Origin of the sequence: Streptomyces sp. BK239, from assembly GCF_004217285.1 — a bacterium.
In the GTDB taxonomy this organism is placed as follows: Bacteria; Actinomycetota; Actinomycetes; order Streptomycetales; family Streptomycetaceae; genus Streptomyces.
This window is the reverse complement of sequence record NZ_SHKS01000004.1, coordinates 626250-645759: the sequence shown is the minus strand read 5'-3', so window position 1 is coordinate 645759 and position 19510 is coordinate 626250. Positions and strand designations below refer to the sequence as shown.

20 protein-coding genes are annotated in these 19510 nt (G+C 70.0%); 1 reads left to right on the top strand and 19 read right to left on the bottom strand.

The annotated features are described in order from the left end of the window. Window positions 1–192 (top strand): integrase core domain-containing protein (locus EV567_RS16370; RefSeq protein WP_242620837.1); only part of this gene is annotated, 192 nt, incomplete at its 5' end. A gap of 188 nt (window positions 193–380) precedes the next feature. On the opposite strand, the gene EV567_RS16365 is transcribed toward EV567_RS16370, so the two are convergent. The 19 genes from EV567_RS16365 to EV567_RS16275 all read right to left on the bottom strand — a co-directional run bounded on the left by EV567_RS16365 (window position 381) and on the right by EV567_RS16275 (window position 19437). Next, entirely contained in the window at window positions 381–1097 is a 717-nt protein-coding gene (locus EV567_RS16365; RefSeq protein WP_130440590.1) for an HAD family phosphatase, read from the bottom strand. Between the two features lie 21 nt (window positions 1098–1118). Further along, window positions 1119–1877, bottom strand: a complete 759-nt coding sequence (locus tag EV567_RS16360) for a phosphotransferase (protein WP_130440589.1) — start codon at window positions 1875–1877, stop codon at window positions 1119–1121. Next, a complete protein-coding gene (locus tag EV567_RS16355) occupies window positions 1874–3067 on the bottom strand; it encodes a hypothetical protein (RefSeq protein ID WP_130440588.1) in 1194 nt (397 codons plus the stop codon). The genes EV567_RS16360 and EV567_RS16355 overlap by 4 nt, the downstream gene beginning before the upstream one ends. A 13-nt stretch (window positions 3068–3080) precedes the next feature. Beyond that, entirely contained in the window at window positions 3081–4121 is a 1041-nt protein-coding gene (locus tag EV567_RS16350; RefSeq protein WP_130440587.1) for a hypothetical protein, read from the bottom strand. Between the two features lie 20 nt (window positions 4122–4141). Beyond that, on the bottom strand, window positions 4142–4786 hold the full coding sequence (locus tag EV567_RS16345) for a bifunctional 2-polyprenyl-6-hydroxyphenol methylase/3-demethylubiquinol 3-O-methyltransferase UbiG (RefSeq protein ID WP_130440585.1): 645 nt from the start codon (window positions 4784–4786) through the stop codon (window positions 4142–4144). Continuing rightward, window positions 4783–5889, bottom strand: coding sequence for a hypothetical protein (locus EV567_RS16340; protein WP_130440583.1), 1107 nt, complete (start codon window positions 5887–5889; stop codon window positions 4783–4785). The genes EV567_RS16345 and EV567_RS16340 overlap by 4 nt, the downstream gene beginning before the upstream one ends. Next, entirely contained in the window at window positions 5886–6905 is a 1020-nt protein-coding gene (locus EV567_RS16335; protein ID WP_130440581.1) for a monodechloroaminopyrrolnitrin synthase PrnB family protein, read from the bottom strand. The genes EV567_RS16340 and EV567_RS16335 overlap by 4 nt, the downstream gene beginning before the upstream one ends. A gap of 42 nt (window positions 6906–6947) precedes the next feature. After that, complete coding sequence (locus EV567_RS16330) at window positions 6948–7454, bottom strand: NUDIX domain-containing protein (protein ID WP_130440579.1); 507 nt, start codon at window positions 7452–7454, stop codon at window positions 6948–6950. Next, complete coding sequence (locus EV567_RS16325) at window positions 7451–8329, bottom strand: phosphotransferase family protein (RefSeq protein WP_130440577.1); 879 nt, start codon at window positions 8327–8329, stop codon at window positions 7451–7453. Before EV567_RS16325 ends, EV567_RS16330 begins: the two co-directional genes overlap by 4 nt. Next, on the bottom strand, window positions 8326–10683 hold the full coding sequence (locus tag EV567_RS16320; RefSeq protein ID WP_130440575.1) for a pyridoxal-dependent decarboxylase: 2358 nt from the start codon (window positions 10681–10683) through the stop codon (window positions 8326–8328). The genes EV567_RS16325 and EV567_RS16320 overlap by 4 nt, the downstream gene beginning before the upstream one ends. Then, on the bottom strand, window positions 10676–12079 hold the full coding sequence (locus EV567_RS16315; protein WP_165430396.1) for a glycosyltransferase: 1404 nt from the start codon (window positions 12077–12079) through the stop codon (window positions 10676–10678). The genes EV567_RS16320 and EV567_RS16315 overlap by 8 nt, the downstream gene beginning before the upstream one ends. Continuing rightward, window positions 12076–12552, bottom strand: coding sequence for a dual specificity protein phosphatase family protein (locus EV567_RS27860; RefSeq protein WP_165430395.1), 477 nt, complete (start codon window positions 12550–12552; stop codon window positions 12076–12078). The genes EV567_RS16315 and EV567_RS27860 overlap by 4 nt, the downstream gene beginning before the upstream one ends. Further along, entirely contained in the window at window positions 12542–13921 is a 1380-nt protein-coding gene (locus EV567_RS16310; protein ID WP_207228782.1) for an NAD(P)/FAD-dependent oxidoreductase, read from the bottom strand. The genes EV567_RS27860 and EV567_RS16310 overlap by 11 nt, the downstream gene beginning before the upstream one ends. Before the next feature lie 159 nt (window positions 13922–14080). Then, window positions 14081–14545, bottom strand: a complete 465-nt coding sequence (locus EV567_RS16305) for an N-acetyltransferase (protein ID WP_130440571.1) — start codon at window positions 14543–14545, stop codon at window positions 14081–14083. Window positions 14546–14850: 305 nt separating this feature from the next. Next, window positions 14851–15213, bottom strand: a complete 363-nt coding sequence (locus EV567_RS16300) for a hypothetical protein (RefSeq protein ID WP_130440569.1) — start codon at window positions 15211–15213, stop codon at window positions 14851–14853. A 128-nt stretch (window positions 15214–15341) separates the two neighbouring features. Then, window positions 15342–16244 (bottom strand): NUDIX domain-containing protein, encoded by a 903-nt coding sequence (locus EV567_RS16295; protein WP_242620836.1) that lies wholly within the window; start codon window positions 16242–16244, stop codon window positions 15342–15344. Between the two features lie 116 nt (window positions 16245–16360). Then, complete coding sequence (locus EV567_RS28215; RefSeq protein ID WP_242620835.1) at window positions 16361–16606, bottom strand: M15 family metallopeptidase; 246 nt, start codon at window positions 16604–16606, stop codon at window positions 16361–16363. A 153-nt stretch (window positions 16607–16759) separates the two neighbouring features. Beyond that, window positions 16760–18253, bottom strand: coding sequence for an NUDIX domain-containing protein (locus EV567_RS16280; protein ID WP_130440567.1), 1494 nt, complete (start codon window positions 18251–18253; stop codon window positions 16760–16762). Between the two features lie 56 nt (window positions 18254–18309). Further along, window positions 18310–19437: an NUDIX hydrolase gene (locus tag EV567_RS16275; protein ID WP_242620834.1), complete on the bottom strand. Its 1128-nt coding sequence runs from the start codon at window positions 19435–19437 to the stop codon at window positions 18310–18312. Window positions 19438–19510 lie beyond the last annotated feature (73 nt).

Sequence of the window (19510 nt, the reverse complement as noted above, 5' to 3'; positions counted from 1 at the left end):
GACAACGCACTCGCCGAGTCGTTCTTCGCCACCATCAAGAGGGAACTGCTCGGCGCCAGCACCTGGCCCAGCCGGGCCGCCGCCCGCACCGCGATCTTCGATTTCATCGAAGGCTGGTACAACTTGCACCGTCTGCACAGCAGCCTCGGCTACCGCAGTCCCGCCGAATACGAGACCACACTCGCAGCCTGACCACCACACACCGATGGTGTCCGTCAAAGCGGAACAAGCTCACTCATAGGACCAGATCGTAAGCAAGTGCGGAAGGCTCGTGGTGCCCGTGTCCAGGACATCGGCCGGCAGGGTGGCCAGGGTGTCATCACGCGGTCGGGCGCGCGGGCGAGTGGTGTGGCGGGAGCTGACCGGGAAGCCCCCGATGCTTATGTACGGAAACAACGAACGTCCACGACGTCCATGCCGCCGGCCTCGGCCGCTTGTACGCCTTCGGTCGAGTCTTCGTAAACCAGGCAGCGGGCTGGTGTGACGGCGAGACGCGCCGAGGCGAGGAGGAACAGCCCCGGGTCCGGTTTGCCCCGAGGGGCGTCTTCGCCGGTGATGACGTCCGTGAACAGAGGGCGTAGCCCGGTGGCGCCGAGGCCGGCGTGGACGGCACGGCGTGCACCGCCCGAGGCGATTGCCATCGGAAGGCGGCCGTGCAGGGTCTTGGCAAGCTGAACCACTGGCCGGTATGTCTGCAGTTCGGCGATCTCGTCGAGGATCAGGTCGAGACACTGGGCGACAACGTCGCCGATCGGCACGTGGGTTCCCGTGGTGGCTGCCAGTTCACTGATCAGCTCTGCTCCGGAGGTCCCGATCCTGGACGTGTAGAACGACTCGTTCAGAGTGAGGCCCCAGCTGGCGCAGGCGCGGGAGAGGGCGCGGAAATTGAGCGGATGGCTGTTGACGAGCGTTCCGTCCCAGTCGAAGAGCACCGCGTCGTAGCGGTCCAGGTCCGGAAGATTCCCATGGTCGCAGGTGCCGGGCGCCAGGCATCTGGCGTCGGACGGCGAAGCGGTGCCGAGCGGGTCGCGTTCGAGTGGTGACGTGGGCGAGTGCTGGCCGGCCGGGGGACCGATGTGGGGGTCACGTGCCTGCATTTTGTCCTCGCTATCGCGTCGTCAGATGGTTTTCGTGATCAGGTCTTGTGCGTGTCGCTGGGCAGCCGCGGGGTCGGGCGGGGTTGCGGTGACCGCTGACATGAGACGTCCGAGCAGGTGTACGGAGCGGTAGGCGGCCAACGCGTCCTGCGAGTGCGCGATGCCGTGATCGGCGAGGAGTCGGCTCAGACGGACCGGATGGACAGCGAAGGCATGCGCGGCCCGCGCGTAGTCGAGGTTCGGATCCCCGTAGATCGCCAGCTCCCAGTCGAGGCCCGCCGTAGCGGCTGGCCCGAACAAGAAGTTCCCGGGCTCCGGATCGTTGTGCAGGAGACGAGGTGCGTCCGGCTCAGGCAGGGGCGCACCCGCCAGCGCCTCGGCTGTGGCGGCGGCTTCGCGGAATCCGCGGCGGGCGAGGGCAGCCTGATAGGAGACGAGTCGCTCGCGCAGGTATTCTCCCCAGCTTGTGGCCACCGGGTCGAAGAGACGACCGAAGCCGGGGCCGGTGATCTCGTGGACGCGGTGCAGGTAGGGGATGACTCGCCGTACGGCCTCCTCTCCACTGCCCGGCGCCGTGCCGCGCAGACGTCGCAGGACCAGCATCTGACGGCCCCGGATGGAGCCGTCCACAAGTACGGACGGGGCTCGTATACCGGCTTCGGACAGCCGCTGCAGAGCTGCCTTCTCGGTGTGTGCGCGCCAGGGTTCGCGGTAGATCTTGACCACGGCGCCGGGCAGGTGGAGAAGCCGGTTGAACGGGGGGATCACTGTGGCACTCATAGGCGTGCGGACGGGCTGGTGAGGGCCGCGCGCACGGTCTCGGTAACGGCGGCGTACGGGGTGCGGGTACCAAAGCGCAGGCTGACAGCTGGTCGGTCGGCGACGGCGTCGATAACACGGGCTCCGTTGCTCGCCAGGTCGTCGGTGTTGCTTGTGTGGATGTCGAGCCAGTCGCTGACGTAGACGTTGTCGCCCGGCGACATGCACTGGGCGCGCAGCAGATCCCGGACCGGTTCGGGGTGCGTCGCCTGCAGATGGAGGTCGTGGGAGCCCTGGATGACATGCGGGAAGACGACGAGATCCACGGTTGCGGACGCAGCCAGGGGCGTGCCGGTGCGCTCATGCCATTCGGAGGGGAGGATGTGAAGTTTGTTGGCGCCGCGGAAGTTCTGCCAGTCGGTGTCCGTCGTGGACTGGGGGCGCGTGAGGTCCCACCGCTCGGCGCTCGCGTAGCCGAGTGCTTGCAGGGTGCCGCCGTTGAGCCGGATCGGGCCCGGCATGGCGACAGCCCGGGGAGCCGCGCCTGGGGAAGCGGCCAGCATGGTGCGGTCGTTGGAGAGGAAAGCGCCCGTTGCGGTCGCGGCCAGCGCGAGCGCGAGCGTCGACTTGCCGGCGCCGGAGTCGCCGACGACCAGGATGCCGCGGCCGTTCATGGTGGCGGCCGACGCGTGCAGGCACACCCAGCCGTTGTCCTCGGCCCGGCGGTAGCCGATCTCCCTCAGATGCCGGGCGGCGTTCATCGTGGCATCGGTGTCGTCGCACGTGATGACGGTGAAACTACCTGGGTGGCGGACGACGATCTGCGGCGCGATCCCGGCATCAGGGTCGGTCAGGAGCACCGGGCCGCCCGGCATCTGGTGCCATGTTGCCGGGGCACCGACATGCATCCGTACGTGGCGTGGTGCTCCGGTGCCCCGTGAGCGGACACGTTCGGCAAGAGCGGCGACGCAGGCACGGGGCAGGGCGAGACAGCGCATCGTCGCGGTGATGTTGGTGGCTGCGGCGTCGGGGCGCACGACGTTCCACAGGTCGTTGGGCGGCGTGAACAGGCGCTGTACGTAGGTCGTTGCCGTGCTGGTCGACGCGAGTAGTTCGATCGTGAGACCGCTGAGCTGGACGGTGATCTTCTCGGTGCACCACGCGTCGAGGGAGGTCACATTGGCGTCGCCGTCGAGGAAGCCGGCCAGCACGGGTATGACCTGATCAGTCGCGGGCATCGGCGGCTCCGGCTGCGAGGAAGTATTCGATCTTGCTCCGGCCATTGCGGGAGTGCGGGATGTGGTGAGTCGTCAGGACGGCGGCGACGGTGTCGGCGGTCTCGGCCACGGACTGCCGGATCCGGGAGGCGGTCGCGGTGACAGGGGCGGCGGTGAAGCATGCCCCGTACTCGATCTCGACCTGCTGGAGGGTGCCGGGGTGCGGAGCCAGGGCGGTGGTGTCGACGGTGACAGTGGACCAGTGGCCGTCCGCGTCGGTCGGCGAGGGCAGGTCCCAGGTGGCGCGGTGGAGACTGCCGATATGAACGAGGCGCGGGTGGCCGAGGACTTCTGCCGCGTGGGCCAGGGCCTTCTCACGGGTGGCGGCGGGGCGGATGCTCTTGTGGAGACGGCCGTCCTTGAGGACTTTGGCCTTGGCCCACCAAGTTCCGTCGGAACGGGGGGTCAGGGCGGCGTACTCGCGCCGCCCGGTACCGGGCGGCAGAAAGATGTCCGAGCGTAGGACCCGCCGGTGGATGCTGAGGCCGAAGACCGGCGCACCGGTAGCGGGCAGATGATCGCGCAACAGACGTGCGACAGCGGCGGGATTGGCCGGGACGGTGAGGGTGATCTTCTCCTCGGCCTCCGGGCCTTGTCCGGAGCGATGGCCGGGGCGGGGCAGGGGGAAGTTCACCGCAGCACGCTCATCGGCGATGGCGCAGGCCCAGGCCGTGAAGTCTCCGGACGCGTCGGCGGGCGCTGTGGTGCGGTGGAAGGCGGCCAGGACGACGGCGTCTGGGCGCCATTCCACGGTGACGAAGAAGACGGCCTCACTGGTGGATTGGTCGATATGGCAGGCCCATAAGGGTACGTTGATCACCCCGGGGGCCGCCTGTTTCGGGCGACCGCTGTCGGGCCCGTGCCACAGCTGACGGCGCAGGGTCGGCTCGTCAAGGACGAGGGCGGGGCCGGCCATGGGGACGCTGAGGTGGGTATAGGCGACGCTCGAGTCGGTCGGCGAATCGGTGGTGGCCGCGACGAGAAGCACGAGTGGTCCCTTCAGATGAGCTACGGCCGGGTGAGGGTCGCGCGCCATACCGAGCGCTGCCCCGGGTCTCCCGGGCTGAGGTACTGCACGGCTTCCCCACCTGGGACGAGCCCTGAGGCATGGATGAAGCAGAGGAGGTCATCGGGGGAAATGAGCGTCATGTGCTGGCCGTTCGGCAGCGCGTACCGGTCGTTGCCGAGGGGAGCCAGGCACGGGTCGAGGTGACCAGCAGTGAAGAGGTTCAGCGACAGTGTTCCGCCGGGGACGAGGACTCGGTGCAGCTCGCGTAGCGCCCTGGCGAGAGCGTCACGGTGGTGGAGGTTATGCAGGACGCCGTGGCACACAACGAGGGACGCCCGCTGGTCGCCCACCGGGAGGCTGGTGACGTCGGCTTCGACGAAGATGGTCCGGGGCCCGGTGCGGCGGCGGGCCTCTTGCAGCATGCCGGGGTGCAGGTCGATCGCGAGCACCTGGTAGCCCGCTGCGGCCAGGGCGGGCAGGTTCCGGCCGGCACCGCAGCCCGCGTCGAGCGCGAGAGCGGCTTCGGGCACCGGGGCGGTGAGCAGCTCCGCGAGGTAGGGCGGTACGGCCAGCGCGGCGAAAGCGGTGACCGTGGCACGGTCGTTCCAGTATGTGCCGGTGGGGGCCGGTCCGGTGTGGGTCATTGTTCCTCCTGGCCGTGGAGCGTGTACCCGCTGTTCCACGGCTGGCAGCGCAGGGTCCGCAGTCCCGCGTCGGCGAATGCTTGCTCGCACCTTTCGGGGGTGCGGGTGAGGGCGGCGAAGGTGGGGCCGACGGAGGAGAGGGTGAGGACCTCGGCGAGGCGGTCGGTGAAGATGTGTTCGACCTTCTCGCCCGTGGCCAGCAAGTCGGGGTGGGAGAATGCGCAGTTGGCGAGGCTGCCCATCCGGAAGCGGTAGTCGAACAACAGGCTGCCGAGCGGGCGGAGGTCGCCGTCGATCAGGGCGGGCCAGGCGTCGTGCAGGAGCCGGTAGGCGATCTCGGGGCCGTACGTGCGGCCGGTTGCGGTGAAAGCGTCGAAGTGGCGGGCCTCGGCGGCAAGGCTGTCCCGGGCGTCCCAGATCACCGGGTCGTGGGGCATGCCGAGCACGATGTGCGTCTCCTCGGGCAAGGCGGCTTGCAGCAGCGGCACCTGCGCGCCGGCGACCACCTGGACCGCGCCTGTTATGAGCCCGGCCGCCGCGGATCCGCCCAGGCACTGGACCGGCAGAAGGTGACTGTCCTCGTGGTCGATTTCCTCACCGTGGTTGAGCGCCAGGAACTTGACGAGCTGACGGGCGGCGACGGGCCGCCCGTAGAGCTCGTTGACGGCCGCGGCCACGGCGGCGATCTGTCCACTGCTCGATCCGAGCCCGAGGTGCGCGGGCATGTCCGGGGCGCTCACGCGTACCCGCAGCCGCTCGTGGGTGCAGAGCGCCGCACGCATCAGCAGCGCGGCGTGCCGGGCCAGGACCGGGTGGTCGCAGTCCGGGGTGGTCTGCACGGCGGGGCCGTCGTCGACGATGTCGACCTCGACGCGGCGCATGAGGTCGCAGGTGAAAAGGAGTTCACCCGCTAGGTAGGCACCTTGGCCGGGAACGATCTTGCTGGAGTCCAGGGCCATGGCATTGATGCGGCTGGGGTAGGCCAGACGTACCTGGTCTGTAACCGGCTGCGGCGGCCTGCCGCTCGTAGGGGTGAGCGCGAGTGGGGAGCGTGGGGCGCCGAGCGGGAAGGGCGGAAAGTCGCTGTCGATGGAGGGGCTCATAGGGGGCTCCCGGGGCTGAGGAGGGCGCGGGCGCTGTCGGTGACGTCGAGCAGGTGGTCGAGGGCGCTGGTGGTGTAGCCGCCGCTGCCGAGGGATCCGTCGGCCCGGACGGCCATGTTGGCCCGGGCGAGTTGGCGGTGGGGCAGGCGGAAACGCAGCAGGTCGTCGATGAGCAGGGCAGCGGCCGGCCGCAGATGGGGACGACGGTGGGCGAGGCGGGCCAGACCTGGAGTTCGGCGTCCCGCGTCGACCAGGGCGCGGTGGTGCGGCGGCAGATACAGGACGTTGTCGGTGACGTACTGCTCGTACCAGGCGGCGAGTTCGCCGGTGGCCGCCTGGCTGAGGATCACCACATCGAGCACGAGCAGCGGCATCTGGGCACCGCCCGGCGCGTAGTAGGTCCGGCCGTCGATCTCGAGGGGCGGGTAGTACGGGCGCAGGAGACCGGTGAAGTAGTGCGGTGTCAGCGTGCGTTTGACCGTAAGCAAGCGGGCGGCGAAGTCTCGCAGCCGCTCATGGACGACAGCGGCGAGGGCGTCAGCTGTGTTCCGGTCGGCAGCAGCAGGAAGGCCGGAGCAGTGCCGGATCGCGTCGTCGAGCGCGTGGCTGGCAGCGGTGACCTCGTCGATGAATACGTGCTCGCCTGGGGTGTCGGTGAAGGAACGCCTTCGGGGACCGCGGGGGTTGCGGGTGGCGTAGGAGTACACCGTCTCCCGGGGTACCTCGTCGGCCGCGGCACCGAGGCGAAGCATGGCCGCTTGGACGGCGGGTGGCGGGACCGGGTGGCCGGTGTGGCGGGCGAGGGAGGCGGTGATCATGCCGAGGTCCCGTAACGCCGCCCGGGCGGGGGCGGCGTCGCGGATCGAGGCGGCGTGCCGGGAGAGGTGCTCGGCTCGGGTACGCAGCCAGGTGGTGTCAGCTGCGATGTTGGCCTGGGGCAGGGCCCTCATCACCGCGTCGGCGCCGAGCGGGTCGAGCGCGGCCGTGGTCGAGTCGAGGTCGCGGGTGAGCGTCATAGGTCCTCTCCCTGCCCCCCGGGGCTGGTGCCCCGGGCGCGGTTATTCGATGGGCTGGTCGTCCCGGTAGGACCACACGCGGCCGGCGCTGAGGCTGTCGAGGTAGTCCAGCAGGGGTTCGATCTCGGGTCGGGTCGCACTGGAGGACGCCAGGACGGACTTCGCCTGGTCCAGCGGCAGCAGGACCGCGCCGGTCACTTTGCCGTCCGGGTCGTGCACCGCGATCTCGCCGTCCCACTCGGCGCAGTCGAAGGTCGCGACCACCGTGGAGGGATACCGGGCGGTCGTGGTGTTGACGAGGTAGGCCAGTGGGCCCACCGTCGTCAGGTTTAGACCGGTCTCTTCCCTGACCTCGCGGACCAGAGCCTCGGCGAGGAGTTCGCCGCGCTCGACGCCGCCGCCGGGGATGGACCACATCTCCTTGCCGTCACGCTGTTCCTGGACCAGGACGATGTGGTCGCCGCGCCGCAGCAGTGCGGCGACGACCTGGACGCCGGGCCCGCTGACCGGTGCAGCCGGGGCGGCAGTGGCGGTTTCGCTGGCAGTCATGTTCGCTCCAGTTCGGTTTGCAGGGCCGTGATGCACCCGGGGAGCTGGGTGGGGTCACGGCCGTGCCAGTACAGGAAGTACGACAGGGTGATGACCAGGCGGTGGAAGGCGAGGCGCTGCTCGAACAACGGGTCGGCCGGCTCCCCGCGTTGCTGCCAGTAGGCGTCCAGCAGCTCTTGCCGGTCGGAGGCGGAGGGCAGGCACCAGCGGTCGAGTTTGACGAAGTCGCTGGCGGCCTCCGCCGGGGTGGCGTGGTCGAAGTCGAGCAGGGCGATCTTGCCGCCGGGTCGGATGAGGATGTTATCCGGGTGGATGTCCTGATGGGTATTCACGCACTCCTGATGTCTGAGCTGTTGGGCCAGCGGCAGACCGCGTCGGCGAGTGGCCTCGGCGAGCGCGGTGGGGATCAGCCGGTGTCGGCAAAGAGCGTCGACGAGGTCGGAGAGCTGGCGGGCACGGGAGGCCGGTGTCGCCGTGAGGGGGGAGGCCGGCTGGGTGGAGTGCAGCAGGGCGATCTGGTGTCCCAGCCGCGGCCACAGGTTTGTCCCGATGGCGTCGTCCTGGCGGGCTTCGGTGAAGGTGCGGCCGTCAAGCCATTCCTGGAGCATGAACGGGCCCAGGTCCGGGTCGGTGCCCACGCGTAGGACCTGCGGGACCGTGACCCCGCTTGCTGCCGCGTCGCTCATGGCCGCGGCCATCTGACGCAGATGGGCCTCGCCCTCACGGTCGTTGAGCTTGAGGAGGTAGGAGCGGCCGGCACCGGTCAGTTGCCAGCAGGTGTTGAAGCGGCCCTGGGGCAAGGGCCGGGCGGTGAGCGTTCCCGCGTCGGGGAGGAGACGGCTGACGGCGGCGTGATCAAGGACGGCTGTGGTCATTGGGCAGCTCCCGCGATGACGAGGCCGGAGGGCAGCCCGTCGCGCGTGAACACCTCATGGACCTGCTCGGCGAATTCGACGACCTGCTCGATGCCGAGCTGTAGCGGATCTCGGACGTCCAGGCGGGGCAGGGCATCGTGCAGATGCCGGCCGAGGTCGAAGGGAGCGGAGAGTTCGATGGCTTCGGTCCTCGGCTCGGACAGCGGGGTGAGTGCCAGGTGCAGGCCGCTGTCGCTGATCCTGCCGTCCACGGTGCACAGTCCGGCGGTGGCGGAGCGGGCCGCCAGGATGGTGCCGATGTCAGTGGGGGCGAGGAGTTCGGCCAGGTAGGCGGTGCCCTTCCAGGTCTGGCCGGCCTCAATGGCCAGTTCTGTGTCGAAGAACCGGTTCGGGAAGCGCCGGAACTGCTCGCGTCGAAGGTGCCTGCGGCGGGGCAGCAGCACATCGGCGTTGTGACGGGCGGTCAGGACGACGGGTGCGGCGGCGGTCTCGGTGCGGGCCACGCTGATCTCGGACGAGGTGTCGATGGAGAAGGAGTAGTCGTCGCTGTGGGGGCGGAGGAATCCCGCTGCGTACTTGCCGATCTTGGCGGTGATGGCGTCGGGGAAGATCTGCAGTTCATCGGCTCCCTGCTCACCGAGTGCCTTGTACTCGGCGGAGCGGAAGGTGCCGTCCGGCTCGAAGTTCAGCAGGACGCGCAGGGAGCCGGGCAGCAGCATCGTGGCGTGGATCGCGCCGACGAGGGACAGCTGCTGCTGGTGGAGGTCGAGGACTTCGAGGAAGTAGTGCTCGGTGCGTACACCCATCAGCTCGTTGGCGAAGGGGTTCTTCAGATCGGGGGCGTAGACCCACAAGTCGCCGCCGGCCCGTGCCGGGCCCCAGCGAGTGTCCTGTATCTGCTCGCCGGTGGTGCGCCGGTGGGTGAAGGTGTGGAAGGAGTAGCCCGAGATCTGCGGGTCGCGGCGGCCTTCGGGGTGGACGACGAAGTGACGGAAGCAGTCGGTGTGGGTGCGGGTGTCCGCGACCACTTCGGAGGTGATGCTCCGGCTGCTTCCAGGGCCGTCGGAAGCAATCGCGCGAGCTTGGGCTATGGCATCGGCCAGGTGGTCGGCGAATGCGGTGATCTGGGTTTCGGTCAGGGAGCCGGAGGCGTAGAAGTGGTAGAAGAGGCGTGTCCTTCCGTCCCCGCAGGGGTCCGGGAGGGTTAAGGGGACGAGCCGGTAGCGCTCGCACAACTCCGGCGGCAGCCGTCCGCCGGGGTGGCTGAAGGCGGCGGAGACGACGGGCGCGTGCAGGGCGGGCACCAGCAGGGCGCTGGGGTCGGCGGCCTGTACGGCCGCGGTGAGCTGGTCGCGGCGTTCGAGGCAGCGGGTGGTGAGGGCGGTGTAACCAGTGCGGCCCAGGGTGTGCAAGGTGGCCCACAGGGCAGCCGCGGTGGCGCCGGGACGGGAGCCCAGGACGGTCTCGTCGGGGATCCGGGTGTGGGGGTCGATGCGGGTGACGTGTTCGAGCAATCCCTTGCGGACGAGCAGGGCCCCGCACGCGTAGGGCATGAGGCCGGCCTTGTGAGGGTCGACGGCCATGGAGTGCACGCCGGGGCTGCGGAAGTCGAAGGGCAGATCGGGGGCGGTGAAGGGGAAGACGAATCCGCCGTGCGCAGCGTCTACGTGCAGGAAGCAGCCGACCTGTTCGGGGCGCTGCAAGGCGAGGTCGCGCAGGTCGGCGGCGATCTCTTCGACGGGGTCGGCGAAGCCGCTGTTGTAGTACCCGGCAGCGGCCACCACGATGATGCCGGTATCTCCGGCCGCGATGGCCTCATCGGCGGCCCTGTGGACTTGTTCGCGGGTCAGGGCCCAGGTGGGCCCGGCGGGAAGGCGTACCAGGTCGATGTCGAGGATCTCGGCAGCTTTGGCGACGGAGGCGTGGCACAGGTCCGAGGTGAGCACGCGTATCCGGTGGCCGTCGGTACGCAGCAGGTTGCGGGCGATACGCAGGGCGGCGAGGGTCGCTTCGCTGGCGCCGCTGGTCAGGTGCCCGTCGAGGGCTCCGCCGTGGTAAAGGTCAGCTAGGACGGCCAGGGCTTCCTTCTCCAGCCGCCGGGTGCCGGCCTTGCCCTCGCCGAAACGGGTATGGACCCCGACGTTGTTGGTGTTGACCGCCGACCAGTCGCCCAGGACACGTACGGCCTCCGGGTGGGGGGCGGCCATCGCGAAGCCGAGCCGGATCTGCTCGGGGTCCTCCCAGGCCGTTATCTCGCCCCGGGCCTCGGCAAGGTGCTGGTCGATGGACTCGCGGGTCCAGCCGGTTTCGGGGAACTCGGTGGGCACGGCCCAGCCGATGTCCAGATCACCCATGAAGCGTGCCTCCTCGGGGTTCGGGGGCGATCTCGCCCAGGTGCTCGGTCTTGGTGAACCGCAAGTCCCGGCCGGTGAGTTTGGCGGCGCTCGCGCGCAGGGCCAGCAGCCACGGGCCGAGCGCGCTCACCGCGGGCTGGGGCAGGAAGGTGGCGATGGCCGCGAAGGCCGGCGGCTGCTGCCAGCCGCCACGGGCCTGGCCGGGCGTCCGGAAATCCTCAAGGAGCCGGCCGCGCAGCCGGTACGCCACGACCGGCTCGATGACCCCCGCTGCCAGCGCGGCCACGGCCAGCGGTGAGAGCTGCCGCCGGGCGGCCAGATGCACGGCTGCGGCCGTCATCACCACTGGCCCCAGAGCCCAGGCGGCGCCGTCGGCGAGAGCCCGGGCTGCCAGCAGCCGCTGGCCGGTGCGCGAGAGCCGGGTGGGCCGGGCAGCGGCGAAACGGTAGTCGTGGCGGGTCGCGGCGTTCGCGAAAGCCACGCTGCTGAACGCGCGGGCCATGGCCCCAACGCTCTGGTACGGCTCGACGATGTTGACCGAGGGCAGGACCGCGATGGGCTCGCCGGCCATGCTCAGACGGTGGCCGACCGCGAGGTCGTCGTGCGGTTCCTGGAAGAACCCGATGTCCTCGATCTTGTCGCGGCGCACGATGAGCCCGGAGCCCACTCCGTAGACCATCGGGCGTGCCAGCGCGGTCAGCAGCCGGGGACGTCGTCCGGGAGCGCACAGGCAGGCCACCTTGATGCGCCGGTATTCGATGCCGAGGGTGCGGCGGAACGAGGCAAGGTCCTGACCGGACATCACTGCCGAGCGCCGCCCGCGGCCCGCGGGGAAGGCGGGCAGCATCGGCTGCTGGATCATCGCGGGCCGGCCAGCGGCGGCCTGGGCGAACTGGGAGCGCAGCCGGGCGTCGGGAACCGCGTCGGCGTCAAACACCGCGATGTAGTCGTCCGAGGGCGGCAGCAACACCTCCAGCGCCGCGACAGCATAGTTGAGCTGGGAAGCCCGGCGTCCCTGGCCCGGATAGGACACGACGTGGAAGACCTCCCTGGCCAGCCGCTCGTTGTGTCCCCGTGCGAGGTCCCGGCACAGGTCCTCGGTGGTCTGCCGGCCGCTGGGTGTCTCGGCCGACTCACGAGCGGCGGTGACCACCAGGACGCGCAGCTGCGGCCACTGGGCGGCGAGCTCCGCGAAATGCGCCAGCGAGCGGGGGATCACCGCCTGTTCGCGCAGCGCCGGGATGATCACCGTTAGACCGGTCGCCCCGCCGGGCGACGCATGTTCGGCCTGGTTGGCCTCGGAGCGCAGGCATCGGTAGGACAGGGCCATGGACGCGGTCATGTACAGGGACCGGACGGTGTAGGCGGCGGAGAGCAGGCGGCTGACACGGATCACGGCGACTCCTGTTCGGCTAAGCCCAGCTCGCGCAGGCACCGCTCGGCATCCTCGAAGTAGAGGGGACGGGCCTTGGGGCGACAGGTCAGGATGCGGTCGCGGGCGGTGGCGGGCTCCCATCCCCGCGCGCGCAGGATGGCGTAGGCGGCGGCCGGCGAGCGGTTGACTCCGGCCGCGCAGTGGCAGTACAGCCGGGCCCCGTCCTCGCGCGCAGCCAGCTCGGCGAAGGACACGCAGGCGGCGTACCAGTCGGCCCCCCGAGAGGCGCCGTCGTCCGCGGTGGGCGCCGTATGCCACACCAGGTCGGGGCATACGGCGGCGAGAGGCGGCACCGGGCGCGGGGTCCGGCAGTCCAGTACGTGTGTGACACCGAGTTCGAGAAGGGCCCGGACGGCGGGCGGGCCCTCCGGTGCGGCGCCGACCAGAAGCCACTCGGTCACCGGCTGGGCATCCAGCGCAGGTTCAGCGCGCATCGACGGCCCCCACAGTCGTACGGGGAGCCGTGTAGATCCGCTCGGGGGTGCCGTGCGCGAGCCGTCGGGCGATGTCCTGGCCCATGGTGACGGCGTGATCCATGTTGCCGATCTCGTAACGCCAGGTACCGAAGCGCCCGCGTGAGTAGATTCCGTGCCTCTCCAGCCACGGCTGGATGAGCGTCAGCGCCGCGTCCCGGCCTGTGGTCGGCACCGGGTAGGCGTAGGGGATCAGCTCCACGTGGCCGCTGACACGTTCGGCGCGCTCGGGGACCAGGCCGCAGCGACGCAGCGCCGTGTCGCAGTCCTCGACCAGTCCGGTCCGGTCCAGCAGGGTACCCGCGGACAGCGACGTTTCGGTCATCCAGGCCGAGTACCGGCTGGGGGCGGAGTCCGGGACATTGGCCGGCGCGTATCGGGAGAAGTTCGTCGCCCGGTAGAACGGTGCCTCCCCTCCGGGGAAGTACAGCCACGAGCGCCGGTCGGTCGTCGGTGACCGGTAGCCGAGTCCAGCCATCGCCACGGTGGTGTGGCGCAGGGTGCTGGCTGCGTGGCGCACGTCCTCTGGTGCTCCGGCTGTCATCGCAACGAGCCTGTCGAGCGCGCCGGTGGCGACCAGGTGGCCGTAGGTGAGTACGGTGCCGTCGGCTGTCAGCAGGGTCTTTGCGGCCTCATCGACGTGGACGACGCTCTGACCGGTGCGGACATCGCCGTCCAGGCAGGCGGCGAGCCGCTGCCAGATCGCGCCGGTGCCGCCCACGGCAGGGAACGCGAACTGCGCGTTGGGGCCCCACGCTTGCGTGCCGGTGGAGCCCGTCTTCAGCGCGTGCTGAAGCGCGCCGGTGTCGGCGGGCGCGACCCGTTCCGCAATCCATGAGGCGGACATCTCGCTCAGGCTGGTGGCCCAGATTTTCCGGTTGTAGGGGGCGAAGAACTCCTCCACCAGGGCCGGACCATAGGTCGCCTCCAGCCACGAGGCGAAGTCCGTCCCAGCGGGAGCGCGGCCTCGATCCTGTGCTGCGGTCAGATCGTCCAAACACCTCCGGGCTGTTGCCCGGCGCAGGTGGTGCAGGTGTTGCTGGAAGGGGTAGGGCACCCAGCTCCCGCCGTGCCGGATGAACGAGGAACGCTCGTGGTGCAGCAGCTCCTCCGGCTCGAACAACTCCGCAAGCAGCGCGTCGAAGCTCTTCAACTTGGAGAACACGACATGACCGCCGAGATCCCAAGTGAAGCCGGCCTCGTCGACGACCGAGGAGCCCAGGCCCCCGACCGTCGGCGCGGCTTCCAGCAGCATCCAGTCGCGGCGACCGAGACGCTGGAGTTCGTGCGCGCATGCCAGCCCGCAAGGCCCTGCCCCCAGGATCACCACCGGTACAACGGGACGTGCTCGGGTTGTGCTGTTCCTCACGACACCCTCCTCATCGCACAACGGCTGCGGCAGCTGATAACTGCGAGGTGCCGCCCCCGACTTCGGTGGGAACCGGCAGACCGGGCCGAAGTGGCCTCCCGGGCCGTAACGGGAGCCGCCTCATGTGGCCTGCAGGTGCAACTGGTACGTCTGGCGTGTGCCGTCGGCCGAGACTGAGTCTGTCGGCTCGAAGCCGAGACGTTCGTAGAAGCCCCGGGCACGTCGGCCTGGGTGGTCCGGCCCGAAGGTCGTCACCTCGACGGTTCCTGGAGCAGCAGTGAGGTCGTGCAGTGCGGACCGGACCAGGAGGGCCCCGATGCCTCTGCCCCGAAACGCGGTGCTGACGGCCAGCCAGCTGATCTCGTACCGTGGAGGGCGCACCGACATCAACAGGCCGCCGGCGAGCGCCGCTCCGGGCCCGCCCTCCGCATCCCGCACGCACAAAGCGGTGCCGCGCTCCACGTTGCGTTCCAAGGCCGCCCGGAACTCTGGATCGTCGACCAAGGGGCCGAACAGATCTTCGACCTGACCCGCGAGGCGTAGCCAAGCGGGAAGATCGGACCGGACGGCCAGGACAGCCTGCATGCATGTACTCCTGGAAGAGAGGGCGGACGATGCCACGTACTAGGCCGGACACACCGGATCTTCACCCCTCGCCGCTGTGACCTCCTGGAGTGGCCATGCCCGGGCGGGGATAAGGCGTCCAGGCGTCCCGGTAGGGCACCGTGGCCGGACTGGAGGATGTGCCTGGCTTCCCGCACGGCAGGCCCCCGATGCCCGGCGAATGCCTGAGTGTAGATATTGGGGCTGGAGGTCCCGCCAGTCCGGAATTGGCCGAACTGACTCACCGTTTCCGGGAGATGCGCCGTGCTCCGACGGCCGTTGGTCGGTCAGCATCGCCCCTCCTCGTTGGCGCCGGAGGAGGTGTGGCTGAGCCGGGACCACACCTGCTTGCCCCGGGTGAGCTGGTGGACTTCCAGCTCCTCGGCGAGCTGCGACAACAGGAACAGACCCCGCCCGCCTGTCCGGTCCTCCATGGGTTCCTTGACGACCGGTACCGCCCCCACCACGACACCGTCCGGCGCCTCACGCACCAGCAACTCACCGTTGCCGGCGCATGGACCAGGACGTTTGTCAGCAGCAGTGACACCGAGCTCGGCGGTGAGCGTGAGCTCCTCCACGGACCACAGCCGCAGGTGGATGCGGGTGACCTCGCGCTGGGCCGCGAGTGCCTCGGAGCCCAGGACCGTCAAGACCGTTTGGTAGCGCTCACCGGGCTGGTGACAGACATTGACCCCTCCAAACGGCACAGCAGGCAGGCACGACTGGGTGTTGGTGTCCTTGGCGGGCACGGTTGCCTCCCCGGGTGGGGTGCTGCGGTTCAGGTGTGCGTGATCAGGTAGGCGGGGCCCTCGCCGCGCCGGGCTCGTTCGATGGCGTCGAGGCGGGCGAAGGCGCGAGGCGCCATCAGTTCCTGCCAGGTCGCGAGGTCGTGGACGGCCCACATGTCGTGCTCGGCGGGATCGAGTCGGATCCGGCCGAGCTGGTCGGCGGTCAACTGGCCTCCGTCGAAGATGAGCCCCACCTTGTTCAGCGGCAGACGCGGCCCGGCGTGCAGGAAGTGCGTCAGGAGCAGCTTCGGCGTGTCCAGACCGAGTTCGAGGCCCGTTTCCTCGACGGCCTCTCGCCGTGCGGTCTGTAGCGGGTCCTCGCCTGGGGCGTCGAGGTTGCCGCCCGGGAACTGCCAAAGTCTCGAGCCGTAGACCGAGCGCAGTTGGACCGGCCGGTCGTGCTCGTCGCGGACGTAAAGGCAGCCGTACACCGTGTGGTGGGGGACGGTCTGCGCGTACTGCGTGGGCGTCATCGGCATAGGGCGGCCCGGTCGTGCAGGGCGGTGGTCGAACGCGAGGGCGAGAACGCCGAGGGCCTCCTTGGCGGGCGGGTAGATGCTGCGGAGGTTGGCGAGCAGCTCTCCGGGCGGCCCGTCCGGGTCGATGCGCGCGGCGTCCTCTGAGCTGAGCAGGTCCTGGAAGGAGTGGTACGGGCTGATCCGCTTAACAATGACGTCGAGTTCCCGCCCGGTGTCCCGGTCGTGGAAGACGACCGTGTCGCCGACCGCAACGGCGCGCTTCCGCGCGGTGGCCACCCTCACTTCGATCGTTTTGCGGCCTGCTTCCAGTTGGCGGTAGTACCGCCCGAGCAGGTGCATGTGGTGCTGTTGTGGTTCACCTCCGGTCGCTGGGTTCGGGACGGCTGGGATCGCCTGCTGGGTGTCGTCAGGCACGCGTGCCTCCGTTCGATGTGTTCCGTCCGTCGCTGCCTGGTCAGGGTGCGGTGGCCGCGCTCCTGTCCGTCGGGATCGGTGTGGATGGCGAGGAAGTGGACGAGGATGCCGGCGCGCTAAGGCAGCTCGATCGGTCCATAGCGCGCGTCCGGCTCCTGTCGCATCAGCGCGTCGTACCGGTCCGCTACCGAGAAGTGCCAGAACTCGGTCGCATAGTTGGTAAAGCCTGCGTTCTCCATGGCGTTGAGCAGCACTGTGCGGTGGTGGCGCGCGCCTGCGATCCTGCCCAGCAGGGCGATGTTGGCGCCGCGCGCGGTGTCGTGTTCTCTGAGCACGTTCCGGCGGATCACGTCCTGGCCCACGATCGCGATACCGCGGCCGTAGTGATCGCAGGCCCTGGGCCATGCTGGACTTGCCGGACGCCGAGTTGCCGCGGATCACCACCAGACGGGTGTTCTCACGACCGGCCGCAGTTTCAGTGGACAGACGACGGTGTGCGCCGCTCGGCGTGCCGGTCATGCGGGCCAGCCCGTCTCGCTGTACAGGTCCCCGCTCTGGATCTTCTCGATGGCCACCCGGGTGTAGGAAACGAGGTTGTCGGGCAAGGCGGCGGGGTCCCAGAACCTCCACTGGGTGCACTTGTCCGGCTCACGCAGTTCCGGCTCGCCGCTCCAGGCGCGAGCGCGGAAGAACAGGCCCACGCGGGGCCGGTCCCCGGCCTTGTCGATGTGGTGGACGACGTGGACGAGTTCGACGTCCTGGTGCTCGATGTGCAGGCCGGCTTCTTCCCGTGCCTCCCTGATCAGGCAGGTGATGGCGCTCTCCTGCTCGCAGTGGCCGGCCAGGGCGTGCCAGGTGGACGGCGCGAACGCGGAGTCGGGGTGACGCAGCCCGAGCAGCACCGTCCCGTCGGGCCGCTCCAGGTAGAGGTGGACGCCGATGACGTTGAGGACTGTGCCGTGCGGCGAAGCTGGGCGGCGCTCCTCGTGCGATGAGAGCCCGCTCCGCGGCGCGGTGCTGGACGCGATGGCCGGGCGGCTGGCGGCGTGACGCCGTACGAGGTCGCTGGTGGTGTCTGCGATGCGCAGGCGGTGGAGGTCGTCGGGGGCGAACCAGGCCAGCATCACCCCTTCCGTCAGGCGGAGTTCGCGGGGATCGCCGTTCCAGCGGCCGGCGTAGATGGCGATGGGCACGGTCGCGCCGGCGTCGTCAAAGGCGTACTCGGTGCCGAACGGGGTCAGGTCGGCAATGTCGAGGCCGGCTTCCTCGGCCAGTTCGCGCCGCACGGTGTGTTCCAGGGTGGCGTCCTGGGGCTCTCGGCCGCCGCCCAGCAGGGACCACATGCCCGGCTCCCAGATACGGCCGGGGAAGTAGTCGCGCAGGTGGAGCAGGTACTCGCCGCGGTCGTTGTAGATCAGGGCGGAGGCATTGGCGGTCTCCGGTTCGGTCTTGGGCGTGAGCTTGAGCAGCTTCTCGCGCAGGGAGGGGGAGGTCACCCTGTCCACGGGACGCCACTCGATGCCGCCGACCTCTTCTTCCTGCAGCACCACCGGCGCCTCGGTCGCGGTGTGCTGGCGGAAGAGGAACCGGAGGTCGAAGTGCTGGTGGCCGGGTTCGCCTTTGCCTGGGCGGGCGTCGATGTCGTGGGTGTCGATGTCGAACGGCACAGTCTCGTAGCCGGGCCACGGTGCCACGGCCTGGGGCGGGATCCCGGTCTCCTCGTGCAGCTCCCGCAGCGCCGCTGCTGCCAGGGACTCGTCGACGGACTCGGTGTGTCCGCCGGGGGCGAGGACCTTCCCGCTCGCCAGGTGCAGCACGTGCAGGACGCGGCCGAGCGGGTCGACGACGATCGCGCCGCAGGTGACGTGCCCGGTGAAGGTGGAGCGGCTGGCGATGTCGGTGGGCCGGTCGAGGGCATCCAGGAGACCGCCGAGCTGCATGCGCTCGTGAGGGTGGCGAGCGAGGTAGGTCTCGACGATGGTGCGGATGTGGTCGTGCGACAACGGCATGGGGCTACCTCAGAGGGGCGTGGTTCGGGACGAGTCGAGGCGGGGGATCGGTCGTGTCAGCTCAGCCGCATCCCCTCCGTAGGGATCTCCACGATGACGGCGGTGCGCGCGAGGGGCAGGCCCCACCGCTCGCGTGCCGTCTCCGCCGCGAGTTGGGCTTGCCGCGCTCCGGGCGGGCCCCATCCCAGCAGGGCGGCTGCCTGGGCGGGGGTGGCGAGCAGGCGGGCGAAGGGGTGACCGGTGGCGGGGTCGACGGCCGCCGGTCCGATGGCGGTGACCCGGGCGGCCAGGCGGAGCCGGGCGTTGGGGCCGATTCCGCCGTAGACCTCGCCGGTCTCGTCCAGCACCCAGCCCAGTCGTACCGTATCGGTCAGGGTGAGCTGGGCCTCCTCGGCGGCTTCGCGGTGCAAGGTGTCCTCGGGCGTCGCGTCGGTCGTCTCCACGGTGCCGCCGGGCAGCATCGGCAGTGCGCCCCGGGGTCCGGGGTCGGCCACGAGGACGACCCGGCCGTCGGGGACGAAGCACCACGCCCAGGCTTGCTGCACGGGGAGCCGCTCGGGGACGGGGCCGTGGTTGAGAGGGCTGTCCCACAGGGGCCGGTAGCGGACGTGGACGTCATGGCGGTCCAGCGCCGGGACGTCGAGGATGTGCCGGCCGTCGGCGAGGTGAGCGGTGGCGGTGTTTCCGAGCCGGGCACGGTAGGCGGCGAGCATGATCTGCCCGTCCACGGGGCGCAGCCGCTGCACCGCGTCCCGGGTTTCCAGGAAGGCGTACTCGGACAGCTCCTCGCGCGGCAGGCGGATCGCCTGCACCCGGTCGGGGGTGAGGGTCCCCCCGTCGAAGACGAACCGGACCTCTCCGGGGCAGGGCGTGCCGGGCTGAAGGTCGGGGTGGGACGGGGAGAAGGAGTGGACGGCGAGCACGGCCGACAGGGGCAGGTCCGACAGGCCCAGTTCCTCGGTGATCTCGCGCCGGCAGGTGACGTGCGGGTGTTCGCCGGGTTCGACGACGCCTCCGGGCAGCAGCCACGAGTCGTCCTTGCGGTAGGTGGGGTGCACCAGCAGGACCCGGCCGACCTCGTCGGTGATGATCGCGGCGGCGCCGAGCCACGCCGCATGCCGGGATGCGGCGTACTGCGCTGCGGGCAGATCGGCACACGGTGTGACGTGATCCGAAGGGGACATGGGAGAGGTCACGTAGTTGCCTTTCGCGTCGGTGGACGGGCGAGTGCGCAGCGCGGACCGGCCAGTGCTGATC

Bases quoted from the DNA above. Each gene is read 5' to 3' on its own strand.
- EV567_RS16275 (WP_242620834.1), bottom strand. From the start codon at position 19,437: ATGTCCCCTTCGGATCACGTCACACCGTGTGCCGATCTGCCCGCAGCG.
- EV567_RS16305 (WP_130440571.1), bottom strand. From the start codon at position 14,545: ATGCAGGCTGTCCTGGCCGTCCGGTCCGATCTTCCCGCTTGGCTACGC.
- EV567_RS16325 (WP_130440577.1), bottom strand. From the start codon at position 8,329: ATGACCACAGCCGTCCTTGATCACGCCGCCGTCAGCCGTCTCCTCCCC.
- EV567_RS16330 (WP_130440579.1), bottom strand. From the start codon at position 7,454: ATGACTGCCAGCGAAACCGCCACTGCCGCCCCGGCTGCACCGGTCAGC.
- EV567_RS16280 (WP_130440567.1), bottom strand. From the start codon at position 18,253: ATGCCGTTGTCGCACGACCACATCCGCACCATCGTCGAGACCTACCTC.
- EV567_RS16360 (WP_130440589.1), bottom strand. From the start codon at position 1,877: ATGAGTGCCACAGTGATCCCCCCGTTCAACCGGCTTCTCCACCTGCCC.
- EV567_RS16320 (WP_130440575.1), bottom strand. From the start codon at position 10,683: ATGGGTGATCTGGACATCGGCTGGGCCGTGCCCACCGAGTTCCCCGAA.
- EV567_RS16335 (WP_130440581.1), bottom strand. From the start codon at position 6,905: ATGACGCTCACCCGCGACCTCGACTCGACCACGGCCGCGCTCGACCCG.
- EV567_RS27860 (WP_165430395.1), bottom strand. From the start codon at position 12,552: ATGCGCGCTGAACCTGCGCTGGATGCCCAGCCGGTGACCGAGTGGCTT.
- EV567_RS16365 (WP_130440590.1), bottom strand. From the start codon at position 1,097: ATGCAGGCACGTGACCCCCACATCGGTCCCCCGGCCGGCCAGCACTCG.
- EV567_RS16340 (WP_130440583.1), bottom strand. From the start codon at position 5,889: ATGAGCCCCTCCATCGACAGCGACTTTCCGCCCTTCCCGCTCGGCGCC.
- EV567_RS16345 (WP_130440585.1), bottom strand. From the start codon at position 4,786: ATGACCCACACCGGACCGGCCCCCACCGGCACATACTGGAACGACCGT.